We start from the raw sequence: 15,538 nt of genomic DNA, 5'->3' as shown, positions 1-15,538 counted from the left end.
AGTTGTGAACCGCGGGACGGGGACAAGGGCGGGGAGGACGGTGGGCGGGGATAGGGTGGCGGGATGAGCATGCACGGCGGACGGGGCGGGCCACGCGGCGGTGCACCCGGGGGCGGCGGGCCTCGAGCGGGCAGCCGCGTCAGCGGTGGCGACATGGCGGCGCAGAAGGCGCTCAACGCCGAGGCACCGAGGATCCCGAACCTCGGCAAGCGCATCGTCGCGCTGTTCGTGCCCTTCCGCGCCAAGATCATCCTCACGATGGTGCTCGTCGTCATCGGTGCCGCCCTCGCGGTGCTCCCTCCGTTGCTGGTCAAGCAGGCGTTCGACGTCGGCCTGTTCCCGACCGACGGTGGCAGCCCGAACCTCGTCGCCCTCGCGGAGATCGTCGGCGTGATGGTGGCGCTGTTCATCATCGCGGCCCTGCTCGGCGTCTGGCAGACCTACCTCACGGCGACCGTCGGCAACAGTGTCATGGGTGCCCTGCGCATCAAGCTGTTCTCGCAATTGCAGGCGATGGAACTGAGCTTCTTCACCCGCACGAAGACGGGCATCATCCAGTCGCGCCTCCAGAACGACGTCGGCGGCGTCGCGAACGTCCTCACCAACACCGTGTCGAGCGTGCTCGGCAACACCGTGACGGTCATCTCGGCGCTCGTCGCGATGCTCATCCTCAACTGGCAACTGACGATCGTCGCCCTGATCCTCATGCCGATCCTCGTGATCGCGCAGCGCCGCGTCGGTCAGGTCCGGGCACGGATCGCGACGAAGACCCAGGAGTCGCTGTCGGAGATGACCGCGATCACCCAGGAGGCCCTGAGCGTCTCCGGCGTGCTCCTCGCGAAGAGCTTCAACCGCCAGGACACCGAGGTCGAGCGCTACAGCGCCGAGAACCGCACCCAGATCCGCCTCCAGGTCAGCCAGGCGATGAGCGGCCAGTGGTTCTTCGCGATGGTGAACATCTTCCTGTCGTCCATCCCCGCGATCGTCTACCTGGTGGCCGGCTGGCTCATCACCGGTGGGGCGGTGGACGTCACCGCCGGCTCGATCGTGGCCTTCACCACCATCCAGGCCCGCCTGCTGTTCCCGCTCATGGGCGTCATGCGCGTCGCCCTCGACCTGCAGACCTCCGGCGCCCTCTTCGCGCGGATCTTCGAGTACCTCGACCTCAAGCCCGCGATCGCCGACCGCCCCGGCGCCGCACCGCTCCCGAGCGTCGCACCGCAGATCCGCTTCGACGACGTCACCTTCCGCTACGCCGACGCCCAGGACGACTCGACACCCACCCTCGACGGCGTCTCCTTCACGATCGAACCCGGACAGTTCGCCGCGTTCGTCGGACCGTCGGGAGCAGGCAAGACGACCATCTCCTACCTCATCCCGCGCTTCCAGGAGGTCTCGGGCGGACGGGTCATGGTGGCGGGCGCAGACGTCCGCGACGTCACGCAGGAGTCCCTCGTCTCCCGCATCGGCATCGTCAGTCAGGAGACCTACCTCTTCCACGCGACGATCGCCGAGAACCTCCGCTACGCGAAGCCCGACGCGACCCTCGCCGAGCTCGAGACCGCCTGCCGCGCGGCGAACATCCACGAGACGATCGCTCGCTTCGAGGACGGCTACGACACACTCGTCGGGGAACGCGGGTACCGCTTGTCCGGCGGCGAGAAGCAGCGCATCGCCATCGCGCGCGTGCTGCTGAAGGACCCGGAGGTGCTCATTCTCGACGAGGCGACGAGCGCCCTCGACACGATCTCCGAACGGGTCGTCCAGGTCGCCCTCGATGACGCGACCCGCGGACGCACGACAGTGTCGATCGCGCACCGCCTGTCGACCATCGTGCACGCCGACGTCATCTTCGTGCTCGACCGCGGGCGCATCGTGGAGCGCGGCACCCACCAGGAGCTGCTCGCCGCCGGCGGCGTGTACGCGACCCTCTACGCCCAGCAGGCCGTCACCGTCTGAGGAGGACGTCGCGTCGGGTCGGGCACGTCGACGACGCGCTGACGTGTGTAGGCCTGACGGCGCAGTCCGGCCGGCGAAGAATCGCGGCCCAGCCATTGTGGGCGCGCGGCACGGGTGGCTAGAGTGAGCGCCATCGTGACCCCCGAAGGAGGGGGTGACCGCGCACCGCCGGATCGAGTAGGGGACTCGTCGATGACCGCAGCTGTGGACGCACCATCCGGATCCTCGCCAGACGGCACCGCGCCGACGGGCCCGACAGTCCCACTGATTCCGCCGGCACCCTCTTCGGCCGCCAGGTCCCGCGGGTTCGGTCGCGGACGGTTCGGTCGCCCCGGCTTCAGCATCCAGTCGAAGCTGCTCGTCATGCTGCTGCTCGTCAGCGTGGGAGCGTCGATCGTGACCGGGATCGTCGGGTACCTGTCCGGCAGTGACTCGCTGCGCCAGGCGTCGTTCGAGCGGCTGACCGAGGTCCGGGAGTCCCGCGCCCGTGAGATCACGAACTACTACGACCAGACGCGCGACTCGCTCGTCGTCTACACCCGCGGCACCACGGTGGTCGACGCGATGAACGGCTTCCACGACGCCTTCCACGAGTTGGACGAGCAGCCGGTGGACCCGGCGCGCGCGTCGACGGTGACGTCGTTCTACGAGGACACGTTCGCTCCGGAGCTCGCCGAACGCACCGGAGACGAGGCGGACCCGGCTGCGTTCATCCCGACGAACCCGGCCGAGACCTACCTGCAGTCGGTGTACACGCCGGGCGACCTCGACTACGACACCGCCATCACCGTCGACGACGCCGGTGACGGGAGCGCCTGGTCGTCCGTGCACGCGCAGTACCACGACTACTTCCGCGAGATCATCGACCGTTTCGGGTACGAGGACGCCCTGCTCATCGATGACGAGGGCGACGTCGTCTACAGCGCCTACAAGGGTCCGGACCTCGGTACGAACGTCCTGACCGGCCCCTACAAGGGCGGGGTGCTCGAGGACGGCTTCACCGCGGCGCTCCGGTCGAACGCGATCGACTACGTGGGCATCACCGACTTCGAGCGCTACCAGCCGTCGCTCAACGTCCCGACGCAGTGGATCTTCTCACCGGTCGGCGAGAACGGTCGGGTCGACGGGGTGATGGCGCTGCAGGTCCCGATCGAGGCGATCAACGACATCATGACCGGCTCCGGCCAGTGGGAGCAGGACGGCCTGGGGGAGACCGGTGAGACGTACCTCGCCGGGCCCGATCAACTCATGCGCTCGACCTCCCGTCTGCTGATCGAGGATCCGAAGGCGTACGAGCGGGCCGCGGTCGCCGCCGGCACACCGCCGGAGACCGCCGCGCGTGCCGTTGCCGTCGCGGGGACGATCCAGATCCAACCGACCCGCACCGTCTCGGTCGAGCGTGCGCTCGCGGGCGAGACCGGCACCACCATCGGGCGCGGCTACCTCGGTGAGGAGAACCTCACGGCGTACACCCCGGTCGACATCGACGGGCTCCAGTGGGTGCTCGTCGCCCGGGTCGACGCCGCCGAGGCCTTCGCGCCGGTGACCGACTTCACCCGCAACCTCGTCATCTCGGTGCTCGCCATCGTGGTCGTGGTGTCGTTGCTCTCCCTGCTCCTGGCGCAGGTGTTCGCCCGGCCGGTGCGGGCACTCGTCGGCGCGGTGCGGCGGGTGGCCGGTGGCGACTACAGCGTCGAGGTGCCGAACACCCGACGCGACGAGTTCGGCGACCTCGGCTCGGCCTTCAACGACATGAGCCGCAGCCTGAGACTCAAGCAGGAGCTCATCGAGGAGCAGCGAGCGGAGAACGAGAAGCTGCTGCTCACCCTCATGCCGGCGTCGGTCGCCAAGCGCTACAAGGACGGTGAGGAGACGATCTCCGAGGTCCACCAGGACGTGTCCGTCATCTTCGCCGACCTCGTCGGGTTCGACGACCTGACCCGCGGCCTCGATCCGGAGCGGGAGCTGTCGATGCTCAACGCGCTGGTCCGCAGCTTCGACGAGGCGGCCGAGCGGCTCGGGATCGAGCAGGTGCGGACACTGCGGGAGGGGTATCTCGCGAGCTGCGGGCTGATCGTCCCACGAGTCGACAACGTGCGTCGGACCCTCGACTTCGCGCTCGAGATGCGCACGATCGTCGAACGCTTCAATGCGCAGCACCAGGCGAACCTCACCCTGCGGGTCGGCGTGGACGCCGGTGTCGTGACGAGCGGCCTCGTCGGCCGGACGAGCCTCGCCTACGACATGTGGGGCGACGCGGTGAGCCTCGCCAACCAGGTGCAGTCGGTCTCCGGGACGGCCGGCATCTTCGTCAGTCAGCGGGTACGTGACCGTATGCAGGACACCGTCGCCTTCGAGGCCGCCGGCACCGTGGAGACGCGCGGCGGTCCGCAGGCCGTCTGGCAAGTCGTCTCGGGGCCGAAGTCATGACGCAGGTGTGGCAGGAGGCTTGGTTCCCCTGGGCCGTGGCGCTGGCCGTCGGCGTCCCCGTGCTGCTCATCGTCCTGACCGAGGTGCTCGGTGCGCTCAACCGCCGGAAGCATGCGGCGGCGAAACCGATCCGTCTGCTGCGCAACTACGTGGTGCCGGTCGGCGCGGTGTTCGCGCTCCTCGTGTTCGCCACAGCGCGGGCGGACGACAGCACCTGGGTGCGGATCGTCGGCACCCTCCTCGGGTTCCTCGTGATCCTGCTCATCCTCTCCGCCTTCAACGTCGCCCTGTTCGCGAACGCCGAGGAGGGGTCGTGGCGTGACCGGATCCCGTCGATCTTCGTCGATCTCGCGCGGCTGGCCCTCATCCTCATCAGCCTCGCGATCCTGTTCTCCTGGGTGTGGGGAGCCGACATCGGCGGGCTCGTCACCGCGCTCGGCGTGACGTCGATCGTGATCGGCCTCGCCCTGCAGAACGCGGTCGGCGGGGTCATCTCGGGACTGCTGCTGCTGTTCGAGCAGCCGTTCCGTCTCGGCGACTGGCTCGACACGGGAAGCGTCCGCGGTCGCGTGGTCGAGGTGAACTGGCGTGCGGTCCACCTCGACACCGGCAACGGCATCCAGATCGTGCCGAACTCCTCGCTCGCGGGGGCGTCGTTCACGAACCTCAGCCAACCGGTCGGTGCGTACACCGCGAGCGTCGAGGTGACCTTCTCGACCGATGACCCGCCGGACGACGTGCTCCGGCTGCTCCGCGAGGTCGGATCGGGCCTGCCGATGCTCGAGCCGGGGGACGTGGTGTCCGCGTCCTACCTCGGCGCAGCGCGTTTCTCCGTCACCCTGCCCGTGTCCGGGCCTTCCACCGCCGACGCCGCCGTCGCCCTGTTCCGCGCCTGGCTCTGGTACGCCTCGCGGCGCCGCGGTCTCGCGCTCGACGGCGACGGCTCCGACCCGGTCGCGACGCCGGAGCGCTTGCGGAGTGCCATCGCCGAATTGGCGCCGACCCTCCACGCGCGGGAGGAGGACTACGACGAGCTCGCCCGGACGTGCACACTCGAGCGGTACGGGCCGGGGGAGACCATCCAGCAGGCGGGCACGATCCCCGGCGCGATGCGGTTCCTCGTCGAGGGTGGCGTCCATCTCGCCGTGCCGACGACGGACGGGCTCATCACCTTCCAACGACTCGGCGTCGGCGACTTCATCGGCCAGACGGCGCTGACGAGGGAGGTCGCCATGGCCGCCGCGATTGCCGACGGCACGACCCTGGTCCTGCGGATGCCGCTGTCCACCATCGACCAGCTCGTTCGCAGTAAGCCCCGCCTGGCTCAGGAGATCGGTGCCTCGATCGACAACAAGCACCGGCAGGCACAGGCGGCGCTCGCCGAGGCGGGGATCGTCCGCGGTACGATCGGCCGGTAGCCAGCAGCCGTCCCCAGCCGAGCGAGGAACCGATGCCGAACCCCGATGGACCGTCCGGGTCGCGGCCGTCGCCTGTCGGCGATTCCGTGACCGAGCGGATCCGCAACGCGATCTACGACGGGACGCTCGCCTCGGGCGAGCTGCTCATCGAGGAGGAGCTCCGGGAGTGGCTCGGCGCGCCGACGGACGCGATCGTCGGAGCACTCCGGGAACTCGAACGCGTCGGACTGGTCGAGACGGCACCGCAGCGGCACACCCGGGTCGCGCAGCCACGGGCCGAGGACCGGACAGCCGTCCTGCAGACCCTCGGAGCGCTCGTCAGCGGCGTCGTCCGGGTCACCGTCCCGACGTTGACCGCTGGGCAACGGGCCGAGCTCATGGCGTTCGTCGAGCACACGATGACGACGGTGACGGCGGAGGACGCGGATGCGCACGGCCGCTGCGTCTGGGGGCTCGTGGACCGGTTCCTGAAGCACTGCGAGAACCCGGTCCTCGTCACGGCGACGAAGGACGTGATCGGCGCCCTGATCTACCGCGTCGCGGCGACGCGGTCGGCCGAGACGGTGGACTGGTCGGATCTGCGCGTCGGGTACCCGCACCTCCGCTCCGCGATCGCCTCGGGCGACGCCGTCGGCGCGGAGCTCGCGATCGAGCACGTCTTCCGGCTCCAGGTCCCGCTCCACGACCTGGAGGTGCACTGAGCGACGGCGACATGCTGACCTCGGGGCTGTCGCCGGTGGGACGCGGGGCAATAGTCTGCTGATGGCGCGGTGCTCGCCAGAGCTCCGCGTCCACGTCGTCACCTCGAGCGAGAAGAGCCCAGATGTCCTCCCCGGAAGTCCCACCCTCCGTCGAACCGACCACCGCGTCGCAACTCCTCGCAGAGCTGGCCGGCACCTTCCTGCTGGTCTTCGGTCTCGTCGGGACGGCGACCTTCTCCGCGTTCTTCGGCGAGGAGACCTCCAACCCCCTGGGCGTCGGTTTCCTCGGGGTGGCGATCGCCCTCGGCCTCTCGGTGACCATCGCCGCCTACGCGTTCGGCCCTATCTCCGGCGGGCACTTCAACCCGGCGGTGACGCTCGGGCTCGCCGCCGCCGGTCGGTTCCCCTGGCGTGCGACGTGGACGTTCATCCTCGCGCAGCTCGTCGGAGCGTTCCTCGGTGCGCTCGCGGTGTTCGGCCTCGCGGCCGGCGGACCGGCAGGATTCCTCGACAAGGCCGTCGCGAGCGGCTTCGTCTCGAACGGGTTCGGTGAGCTCTCGCCCGGCGGATTCGGACTCGTCTCGGCGATCGTGATCGAGGTCGTCATCACCGCACTCTTCCTCTACGTCATCCTCGGCGTCACGCACACGCGGGCCGCCGCGGGCTTCGCGCCGATCGCCATCGGCGGCACGCTCACGCTGTTCCTGTTGATCGCGATCCCGATCGACAACGGCTCGCTCAACCCGGCGCGCTCCATCGCGACCGCCATCTTCGGCGGGGCCGACTGGCTCGCGCAGGTCTGGGTGTTCATCGTGTTCCCGATCATCGGCGCGCTGATCGCCGGATTCAGCTACCGGATCCTGTTCGAGGGGACCCGCCCGGTGGGTTCCCGACCGGTCGCGAACCGCAGCTGAGTCGTCCGAGCGTCGCCCGCACCCCGTCCGCCCTGGTGGACGGGGTGCGTCGTTTCGGGCCGGCACCCCGCGAACGCGGGCAACCCGCATTGGGGGACGCGCTTTCCACGGGCACCGAGCATGCTTGAGGTTCGAGCGCCGGAACCTTGGAGGGGCGATGACGATGACCGAACGCGACGCCCCCACGACCGCGTGGGTGGGTCCGCTGCAGGACGGCGGCAGCATGCCCGATGCGCCGCTCCCTCCGGACGTCGCCTGGGAGCTCCTCCGGGAGGCGCTCGTCGAGGACTTCATCGACGACCTCCCCCGTCCGGTCCGGACGGCGGAACTCGCCGCGAAGCTCCATGTGAGCCGAGCGTCGCTCATGACGAACATCCGTCGCGGCAATGTCGTCGCGAACCGTCGCGCCGGCCGATGGGAGATCGACACCGTCGCGAGCCGCACCTATCTGCGGTCGGCCATTCTCAGCCTGGGCGAACGTCGTCGCGCGCTGAGCGGTGTCGATGAAGACCGCTCCGCGACCGTGCAACTGACGCTCAGCGGACGCGCATCAGAAGTCCTCTCGGACCTGATGCAGGACACGCACCTGTCCGCTCCCGAACTCGTGGCCATCGCGCTCGACCGGTTCCGGAGCAACCCCGTCGACGCCGGCGTCGACGGGCACTGATCGACCCGGAATGACGATCGAGCGCTGACCGGCGCAGACACGAACGGCCGGGCGCCCGTCGGGACCCGGCCGTCACGCGTGTCGAGCCGGGGACTACTCGTTGCCTACGGCTTTGTCCGCCGCGTCGCGGGCGCCGTCGATCTGCTCGTCGAACTTGCCGCCGGTGACCTTCTTGGCCGCGTCGGCCACGCTGCCGAGGAGCTTGTCGCTGATGTCCTCGGCCTGTTCGCTCTTCAGCGCGTCCTTGACCTTGTTGTCCTTCAGGAATTCCTGAGCCTTCTTGGTGATGTCGTCGAGTGCCATTCGTCGCTCCTGTTCATCGGGCCCGTTCGGGCGTCGGGATCATTCTTCGCCGTCGGCCGGGTTCTGGCTAGCCCCTTGTCGGAGCCCGCCCGTCGCCCGGGCGGTCGACGGGAGGGGTCAGCCGGCGAGGTCGACCGGCCCGCCCCGGTCGTCGAGCATGCGGGTCATGAGCTCGATCTCCGCCTGCTGGCTCGCGATGACCGCGCGCGTGAAGGCCAGCGCGGTCGCGTTCGTGGTCCGCGGCTGCAGCGCCTCGGCCATCTCGACCGCGCCCTGGTGGTGGGCGATCATCAGCGTGAGGAACACCCGCTCCGCCTGGAGTCCGGACGACGCCGTCAGCTGGTCGATCTGGGCGGGGGTGGCGAGGCCCGGCATCGGGTCGCCCGGGGTGTGGGTGGACCCCGGGGTCGCCGTGTCACCGCCGTGCGCATGGCCGCTCGCGCCCGTGAGCGTGGGGAGCGTCATCCACGTCATGTCCGGCTGCCGCGAACCCTGCGGCAGGTTCCACTGGACGAGCCAGTCGTACAGTTGGCCCGACTGCTGCGCCTGGGTGGTCGCGATGTCGTACGCGAGGGTGCGCACGTCGACCGCGTCCGTCCGGTCGCGGATGATCATGGCGAGCTCCACGCCCTGGTTGTGGTGCACCTGCATGTCGCGCGAGAAGCCTGCCTCGGCGCTCGTCGTGGTGGGTGTCGGGTCGGCGAGCGTGCTGAGTCGACCGACCGAGAAGCCGATCGCCGCGGCGACCATGATCGCGATGACGGCCATCGCGGCGATGACGATGCGCGTCCGGCTGGAGCCGTCGGGGGAGCCTTGCGCCTCCCAGGCGGCGAGTTCCTCGTCGGTCACGCCGCCGTCGGCCGGTTCACCGGTCGCCGGTGCGTCGGGTGTGCTCGCCGGGGTCAACGGATCAGACCTTGCCGGGACCGTCGATCGCGCCGGTGCAGGCCGCGCCGGGTTCCGGGACGTTGTTGCTCTTCCAGAACTCCTCGAAGAAGTCGGCGATGCGCGCGTCACTCGCGTTGTTGACCTGCAGCTGGGAGTTCCAGCCGCTCAGCACGATCGGCGAGGGGAGGTCGGACTTCGGCGACAGGACGACGTACGTGGTGGGGAGCAGCTCCTTGAGTTTCGTGAGCTCCGCGTCGCTGAGGGACGGGTCGTAGGTGACCCAGATCGCGCCGTGCTCGAGGGAGTGGACCGCGTTCTCGTTGGTCTGCTCCTCGGTGTAGATGCCGCAGTTCAGCCAGTACTGGTTGTGCGGGCCACCGGCCGGCGGGTTCTGCGGGTAGTCGACCGTGCCCTCGACGTGTTCCGAGGTGTTCTGGAACAGCTCCACGCCCGCGATGTCCTGGCCGGTGCCGGTGCCACCGCCGGGGTAGCTGGCGTTCTTCGGCAGGGTGAGGACGACGCTCGTGATGAGGACCGCGATGACGGCCACACCGCCCACGACACCGGCCCAGATCCCGATGCGGCGGTTGCGGTTCTTCCGCTTCTGCGCCTGCTTGAAGGCGGCTACCTTGGCCTGACGCTGGGCTTCGCGCTCCTGCTTCACGCTCTGCTGCTTGACGGCGGGCGGGACGGGGGTGTTCTTGGGGCGATCTGCTGCAGGGGTCACGGGGGCCTCTCGAAAAAGTTGTATGCGTAACTATCGAACCAGATCGGCTTCCGGGGGCCGTTCCGGTGCCTGACGATGCGCAGTCGATTCTCAGGCTCATCCAAGCAGACAGCCGGTGAATCCAAGAGTTAGCTTCGTCTAACAAATGTAGCTCGGTCTTGCTAACATGGCCGACGTGACCAGTGACCTCGCCGCTCCGACGACCCGCGCGCCCCGCGGACCACGACTCCTGTTCCTCCTCGGGCCCGCCTTCGTGGCGGCGATCGCCTACGTCGATCCCGGGAACGTCGCGGCCAACCTCACGGCGGGAGCCCAGTACGGCTACCTGCTCGTCTGGGTGCTCGTCGCCGCGAACGCGATGGCCGTGCTCGTCCAGTACCTCTCCGCCAAGCTCGGCCTCGTCACCGGGCAGAGCCTGCCCGAGCTGCTCGGCTCGCGACTGCGCACCGGGCCGCGTCGGCTCTACTGGGTGCAGGCGGAGCTCGTCGCCGCCGCGACCGACCTCGCCGAAGTGATCGGCGGCGCCGTGGCGCTGTACCTGCTGTTCGGGATCCCGCTCGTGCTCGGCGGCGTCATCGTCGGGGTCTTCTCGATCGTGCTCCTCGCCGTGCAGAACTGGTACGGCCAGCGGCATTTCGAGTTCGCGATCCTGACGCTCCTCGCCGTCATCGCCGTCGGCTTCCTCGCCGGTCTGTTCGTCAGTCCCGTCGACTGGGGTGCCGCGGCCGGTGGCCTGGTGCCGCGGTTCGAGGGCACGGCGACGGTCCTGCTCGCCGCGAGCATGCTCGGCGCGACGGTCATGCCGCACGCGATCTACCTCCACTCCTCGCTCAGTCGGGACCGGCACGGCGTCCAGACGAGCGACGGTGCCGTCCGTCGGCTCATCGTGGCGACCCGCTGGGACGTCGCGGCGGCACTCGTCCTCGCCGGAGCGGTGAACATCGCGATGCTGCTGCTCGCGGCCGCGTCGCTCGGCGGCGTTGAGGGGACGGACTCGATCGAGGGCGCGCACGCGGCGATCACCGCTGCGCTCGGGCCGGTCATCGGCGTGATCTTCGCCATCGGCCTGCTGGCATCGGGGCTCGCCTCGACCTCGGTGGGCGCCTACGCGGGAGCGGCGATCATGGGCGGGCTCCTCAAGGTGCGCATCCCGTTGCTCGCCCGACGCGTGATCACCCTGATCCCGGCGCTCGTCATTTTGGCTGCGGGCATCGACCCGACCACCGCGCTCGTGCTCAGCCAGGTGTTCCTCAGCCTCGGCATCCCCTTCGCGCTCATCCCGCTCGTGCGCTACACGGGCGACCGGCGGATCATGGGTGTCCACGTCGACCAGCTCGCCACCCGCGTGTTCGCCTGGATCGTGGTCGCCCTCATCGTCACGCTGAACGTCGCGCTCATCGTGCTGACGTTCTTCGGGTGATCAGCCCGGCGGTTCGCTCGCCGGAACATCGGCGAACGGAGATGCCGGCGATCAGGCGACGACCGTCACCCAGACGGCATCGGCGGCGAGGCGACCGAGCGTGAGGCGGGTGCCGGTGGCGGTGAGTCGGAGTTCCAGTTCGCCCGCGAACGCACGGTGGTCGTCCACGCTGAGTTCGGTGTCGAGGACGATGCCGAGGGTGCTCAGATGGCGGAGGGTCTCCGGGTCGGCGTCCGAGATGCGGCACACCGTCAGTGGGCTGTCGGACGGCGCCTCGTTCAACCGGACCGCGTCCGGGCGGTGCGGGGTACCGTCGGCAGAGGGGATCGGGTCGCCGTGGGGATCGCGGATCGGGTGGCCGAGCGCGGCGTCGATGCGCTCGATCATCGTGTCGCTCGCCGCGTGCTCGAGGATCTCCGCCTCGTCGTGGACCTCGTCCCAGCCGTAGCCGAGCATCTCGACGAGGAAGGTCTCGATGAGCCGGTGCCGCCGCACCATCGCGACCGCGTGCGCCTGCCCGGCGGGGGTGAGCTCGATGCTGCCGTAGGGCTCGTGCACGACGAGTCCCTGGGCGGCGAGTCGCTTCACGGCGTCGGAGGCGGTCGCGGGACGGACGCCCATGCGATCCGCGAGCAGTTTGACGGTGGCCGACTCGTCGGCCCACTCGGAAGTCGTCCAGATCGTCTTGAGGTAGTCCTGGGAGACGGCGGAGAGGCCGGAGACGGTCATGCCTCCAGTCTAGGGAGCGCGGTGCGCGTCCATCATGCGGCCGTCGGCAGGCCACCGCGCGTTCACGCCCGCCTGGCAGAATGGGAACCGGCACCCCCGAACGGGGCACCCGACTGCTACGGTCGAGTCCTCGCACCCGCGAACACCGATCCAACCGACGAGAAGGGCCACGTGATGTCCCAAGCGCTACGCACCTCGACCGCACGGCTCGGATCCGGCGCGCGCGCCACGCTCGAACTCGTCGCGGCGGCCATGGCGGGCGAGGGCCACCTGGAAGCACTCGGGGCGGACGGGACACCCCGTCGTCGCCCGGTCGAGCTCGCGCTTCGCCGACTCCCGGCGCTCCTCGCGGTGCTGCTGCTCGCCGCGGTCGTACTCACGGTCATCGGTGTCCTCATGGTGCTGACCCTCGCCGTCCGGCTCGCGTCCTCGGCTGTCTCGGCCCTCGGTCCGCGGCAGCGACTCGTCGCGATCCACTGACGTCGGATCGGCCCCGTCATCCAGCTGCGTTCCCTGCACTCGCCGGGTAGGGTGGTCAGCATGCGTCCCCGCCTGTCGTGTTCCTGCTGTCCCCGCTGAACCGTCCCTGCCGGGATGCCGCCTCAGCCGCCCCAGCCATCCGGTGACGCACGCGAGAGTCGTGCGGTGACGCACCACAGGAACAGATTGCAGACATGAACTACGCAGACTCCGTCCTCGATCTCATCGGGAACACGCCCCTCGTCAAGCTCAACCGGGTCACCGAGGGCATCGCGGCCACCGTGCTCGTCAAGGTCGAGTACCTCAACCCGGGCGGCTCCTCGAAGGACCGCATCGCGACGCGCATCATCGACGCCGCCGAGGCGTCGGGCGACCTCAAGCCGGGCGGCACGATCGTCGAGCCCACCTCCGGCAACACCGGCGTCGGCCTCGCCCTCGTCGCCCAGCAGCGCGGGTACCGCTGCGTGTTCGTCCTGCCCGACAAGGTCGGCGAGGACAAGCGGAACGTGCTCACCGCATACGGTGCGGAGATCGTCGTCACGCCCACCTCCGTCGCTCCCGACAGCCCCGACTCGTACTACAGCGTGTCCGACCGCCTCACCGCCGAGATCCCGGGCGCGTTCAAGCCCAACCAGTACGCGAACCCGAACGGGCCGCGCAGCCACTACGAGTCGACCGGTCCCGAGATCTGGCGCGACACCGAGGGCGAGATCACCCACTTCGTCGCGGGCGTCGGCACCGGAGGCACCATCTCCGGGACGGGCAAGTACCTCAAGGAGGTCTCCGAGGGCGGCGTGCGCATCATCGGCGCAGACCCGGAGGGCTCCGTCTACTCCGGCGGCACCGGGCGTCCGTACCTCGTCGAGGGCGTCGGCGAGGACTTCTGGCCGACCGCATACGACCCGTCCATCCCCGACGAGATCATCGCCGTCACCGACGCCGAGTCGTTCGCGATGACACGTCGCCTCGCCCGCGAAGAAGGACTGCTCGTGGGCGGCTCCAGCGGCATGGCGGTCCAGGCCGCTCTCGTCGCGGCGCGCGACCTCCCGGCGTCCGCCGTGGTCGTCGTCCTCCTGCCCGACGGCGGGCGCGGCTACCTCGGCAAGATCTTCAACGACTCCTGGCTGCAGTCCTACGGCTTCAGCGAGGTCGCCGACGACCGCACGGTGGGCGACATCCTCCGTGGCAAGGGCTCGGAGATGCCGGACCTCGTGCACGTGCACCCGAGCGACACCGTCCGCGACGTCGTCGACATCATGACCGAGTACGGCGTCTCGCAGCTCCCGGTGCTGAGCGCCGAGCCGCCCGTGGTGATGGGCGAGGTCGTCGGTGCGATCGACGAGGCCAGCCTCATGGACGCCGTCTTCAGCGGCGCGGCCAAGATGAACGACGCCGCGAGCGCGTTCGTCGGCGACCCGCTGCCGCTCATCGGTCTCGGTGAGTCCATCCCGGCGGCGCGCGCGGCACTCGGTTCCGCCCCGGCGTTCCTCGTCACCGACGGTGGCAAGCCGATCGGCGTCATCACGCGGCACGACCTCCTCACCTACCTGGCGGGTTGAGCGTGGGCGGCATGCAGGTCGTGTGGGCGGAGTCCGGGCGATGTCCCGACCACGCCCGACCCCGGTGACCGGGCCAGTCCGACCGGTCGCCCACCCCGACACCTCCCCGAATCCTGAACCGAAAGAGTCACCCATGAGCAAGCACGACCACGGCTTCGCCACCCGCAGCATCCACGCCGGACAGGAGTTCGACCCCACCACCGGGGCGATCATCCCGCCGATCTACCAGACGTCGACCTTCGTCCAGGACGGCGTCGGCGGGCTCCGCGGCGGCTACGAGTACAGCCGCTCCGCCAACCCGACCCGCACGGCGCTCGAGACGCAGCTCGCCGCGCTCGAGGGTGCGAAGCACGGCTTCTCCTTCGCCTCCGGCCTCGCCGCCGAGGACGCGCTCATCCGCACGGCCCTCCGCCCTGGCGACCACATCGTCATCGGCAACGACGTCTACGGCGGTACTTACCGGCTGATCAACCGGGTGCACGGCGCCTGGGGCATCGAGCACACGGTCGTGGACCTCGGCGACCTCGCGGCCGTCGAAGCGGCGATCATCCCGGGCCGCACGAAGCTGCTGTGGGTCGAGACGCCGAGCAACCCGCTCATGAAGATCAGCGACATCGCGGCACTTGCGGCCCTCGCGCACCGCCACGAGGTGCTCTCCGTCGTGGACAACACCTTCGCCTCGCCGGCGCTGCAGCAGCCGCTCTCGCTCGGGGCCGACATCGTCGTGCACTCGACGACCAAGTACCTCGGCGGTCACTCCGACGTCCTCGGTGGCGCCATCATCATGAACGACGACGAGCTCGCCGAGCAGCTCGGCTTCGTGCAGTTCGCCGCGGGCGCGGTCTCGGCCCCGCTCGACGCGTGGCTCACGACCCGCGGCATCAAGACCCTCGCGGTGCGCATGCGCCAGCACAGCGCGAACGCGCAGGCGATCGCGGAGTTCCTCGACGGCCACGCCGCCGTCGAGCGCGTCTACTACCCGGGCCTCGAGAGCCACCCCGGTCACGAGCTCGCCGCCCGCCAGATGTCCGGGTTCGGCGGCATGCTGTCGCTCGCGCTCGTCGGTGGCCCGGCTGCAGCCACGCGCCTCGTCGAGAAGACGAAGCTCTTCGCGCTCGCCGAGTCGCTCGGTGGCGTCGAGTCGCTCATCGGCCTGCCGGCGCAGATGACGCACGCCTCGGTGAAGGGCACGGAGCTGGCGGTCCCCGAGAACGTCGTCCGGCTGTCGGTCGGCATCGAGGACGTCGCCGACCTCATCGCCGACCTCGACCGCGCGCTCGCGAAGGTCCTGAAGGCGAGCGCCAAGCACTAGCGGGCGGTCCCGGCTCGTTCGCAATTCAGGA

At 69.7% G+C, this 15,538-nt stretch carries 14 protein-coding genes; 10 read left to right on the top strand and 4 right to left on the bottom strand.

Annotated elements, in window-relative coordinates; genetic code table 11:
• Positions 1-69 precede the first annotated feature (69 nt).
• From EAO79_RS00140 to EAO79_RS00115, 6 genes are all read left to right on the top strand, one after another.
• On the top strand, positions 70-1,959 hold the full coding sequence (locus EAO79_RS00140) for an ABC transporter ATP-binding protein (RefSeq protein WP_124770003.1): 1,890 nt from the start codon (positions 70-72) through the stop codon (positions 1,957-1,959).
• A gap of 192 nt (positions 1,960-2,151) precedes the next feature.
• A complete protein-coding gene (locus EAO79_RS00135; RefSeq protein WP_206428259.1) occupies positions 2,152-4,389 on the top strand; it encodes an adenylate/guanylate cyclase domain-containing protein in 2,238 nt (745 codons plus the stop codon).
• The gene (locus EAO79_RS00130; protein ID WP_124767334.1) at positions 4,386-5,807 is read left to right on the top strand and encodes a mechanosensitive ion channel domain-containing protein; all 1,422 of its coding nucleotides are present in this window, start codon (positions 4,386-4,388) and stop codon (positions 5,805-5,807) included. Before EAO79_RS00135 ends, EAO79_RS00130 begins: the two co-directional genes overlap by 4 nt.
• Before the next feature lie 86 nt (positions 5,808-5,893).
• On the top strand, positions 5,894-6,508 hold the full coding sequence (locus tag EAO79_RS00125) for a GntR family transcriptional regulator (protein ID WP_164486841.1): 615 nt from the start codon (positions 5,894-5,896) through the stop codon (positions 6,506-6,508).
• Positions 6,509-6,630: 122 nt separating this feature from the next.
• Entirely contained in the window at positions 6,631-7,422 is a 792-nt protein-coding gene (locus EAO79_RS00120) for an aquaporin (RefSeq protein WP_124767332.1), read from the top strand.
• Positions 7,423-7,585: 163 nt separating this feature from the next.
• Positions 7,586-8,089 (top strand): hypothetical protein, encoded by a 504-nt coding sequence (locus EAO79_RS00115; RefSeq protein WP_124767331.1) that lies wholly within the window; start codon positions 7,586-7,588, stop codon positions 8,087-8,089.
• A 93-nt stretch (positions 8,090-8,182) separates the two neighbouring features.
• Here EAO79_RS00115 and EAO79_RS00110 read toward each other — a convergent pair whose 3' ends face one another.
• The 3 genes from EAO79_RS00110 to EAO79_RS00100 all read right to left on the bottom strand — a co-directional run bounded on the left by EAO79_RS00110 (position 8,183) and on the right by EAO79_RS00100 (position 10,007).
• Complete coding sequence (locus EAO79_RS00110; RefSeq protein ID WP_079706736.1) at positions 8,183-8,392, bottom strand: antitoxin; 210 nt, start codon at positions 8,390-8,392, stop codon at positions 8,183-8,185.
• 117 nt (positions 8,393-8,509) lie between these two features.
• Entirely contained in the window at positions 8,510-9,298 is a 789-nt protein-coding gene (locus EAO79_RS00105) for a DUF305 domain-containing protein (RefSeq protein ID WP_241160940.1), read from the bottom strand.
• A gap of 4 nt (positions 9,299-9,302) precedes the next feature.
• A complete protein-coding gene (locus EAO79_RS00100; protein ID WP_124767330.1) occupies positions 9,303-10,007 on the bottom strand; it encodes a DUF3105 domain-containing protein in 705 nt (234 codons plus the stop codon).
• 166 nt (positions 10,008-10,173) lie between these two features.
• On the opposite strand from EAO79_RS00100, the gene EAO79_RS00095 reads away from it, so the two are divergent.
• Positions 10,174-11,427, top strand: a complete 1,254-nt coding sequence (locus tag EAO79_RS00095; RefSeq protein ID WP_124767329.1) for an Nramp family divalent metal transporter — start codon at positions 10,174-10,176, stop codon at positions 11,425-11,427.
• A gap of 51 nt (positions 11,428-11,478) precedes the next feature.
• On the opposite strand, the gene EAO79_RS00090 is transcribed toward EAO79_RS00095, so the two are convergent.
• A complete protein-coding gene (locus EAO79_RS00090) occupies positions 11,479-12,156 on the bottom strand; it encodes a metal-dependent transcriptional regulator (protein WP_079706739.1) in 678 nt (225 codons plus the stop codon).
• 174 nt (positions 12,157-12,330) lie between these two features.
• Here EAO79_RS00090 and EAO79_RS00085 point away from each other — a divergent pair, with 174 nt between their 5' ends.
• The 3 genes from EAO79_RS00085 to EAO79_RS00075 all read left to right on the top strand — a co-directional run bounded on the left by EAO79_RS00085 (position 12,331) and on the right by EAO79_RS00075 (position 15,507).
• Entirely contained in the window at positions 12,331-12,636 is a 306-nt protein-coding gene (locus EAO79_RS00085) for a hypothetical protein (protein ID WP_124767328.1), read from the top strand.
• Positions 12,637-12,830: 194 nt separating this feature from the next.
• Positions 12,831-14,195 (top strand): cystathionine beta-synthase, encoded by a 1,365-nt coding sequence (locus tag EAO79_RS00080; protein ID WP_064295706.1) that lies wholly within the window; start codon positions 12,831-12,833, stop codon positions 14,193-14,195.
• 133 nt (positions 14,196-14,328) lie between these two features.
• The gene (locus EAO79_RS00075) at positions 14,329-15,507 is read left to right on the top strand and encodes a cystathionine gamma-synthase (RefSeq protein ID WP_071258797.1); all 1,179 of its coding nucleotides are present in this window, start codon (positions 14,329-14,331) and stop codon (positions 15,505-15,507) included.
• The last annotated feature ends 31 nt before the right edge of the window (positions 15,508-15,538 follow it).

Source organism: Plantibacter sp. PA-3-X8 (genome assembly GCF_003856975.1).
Lineage (GTDB): Bacteria > Actinomycetota > Actinomycetes > Actinomycetales > Microbacteriaceae > Plantibacter > Plantibacter auratus.
Note: the sequence above shows the minus strand (reverse complement) of the source record. Positions and strands in the feature narration are given on the sequence as shown.

Excerpts from the sequence above, each read along its gene's own strand:
- EAO79_RS00135 (WP_206428259.1), top strand. The coding sequence starts at position 2,152 with ATGACCGCAGCTGTGGACGCACCATCCGGATCCTCGCCAGACGGCACC.
- EAO79_RS00115 (WP_124767331.1), top strand. The coding sequence starts at position 7,586 with ATGACCGAACGCGACGCCCCCACGACCGCGTGGGTGGGTCCGCTGCAG.
- EAO79_RS00140 (WP_124770003.1), top strand. The coding sequence starts at position 70 with ATGCACGGCGGACGGGGCGGGCCACGCGGCGGTGCACCCGGGGGCGGC.
- EAO79_RS00130 (WP_124767334.1), top strand. The coding sequence starts at position 4,386 with ATGACGCAGGTGTGGCAGGAGGCTTGGTTCCCCTGGGCCGTGGCGCTG.
- EAO79_RS00095 (WP_124767329.1), top strand. The coding sequence starts at position 10,174 with ATGGCCGACGTGACCAGTGACCTCGCCGCTCCGACGACCCGCGCGCCC.
- EAO79_RS00075 (WP_071258797.1), top strand. The coding sequence starts at position 14,329 with ATGAGCAAGCACGACCACGGCTTCGCCACCCGCAGCATCCACGCCGGA.
- EAO79_RS00110 (WP_079706736.1), bottom strand. The coding sequence starts at position 8,392 with ATGGCACTCGACGACATCACCAAGAAGGCTCAGGAATTCCTGAAGGAC.
- EAO79_RS00090 (WP_079706739.1), bottom strand. The coding sequence starts at position 12,156 with ATGACCGTCTCCGGCCTCTCCGCCGTCTCCCAGGACTACCTCAAGACG.
- EAO79_RS00085 (WP_124767328.1), top strand. The coding sequence starts at position 12,331 with ATGTCCCAAGCGCTACGCACCTCGACCGCACGGCTCGGATCCGGCGCG.
- EAO79_RS00120 (WP_124767332.1), top strand. The coding sequence starts at position 6,631 with ATGTCCTCCCCGGAAGTCCCACCCTCCGTCGAACCGACCACCGCGTCG.
- EAO79_RS00080 (WP_064295706.1), top strand. The coding sequence starts at position 12,831 with ATGAACTACGCAGACTCCGTCCTCGATCTCATCGGGAACACGCCCCTC.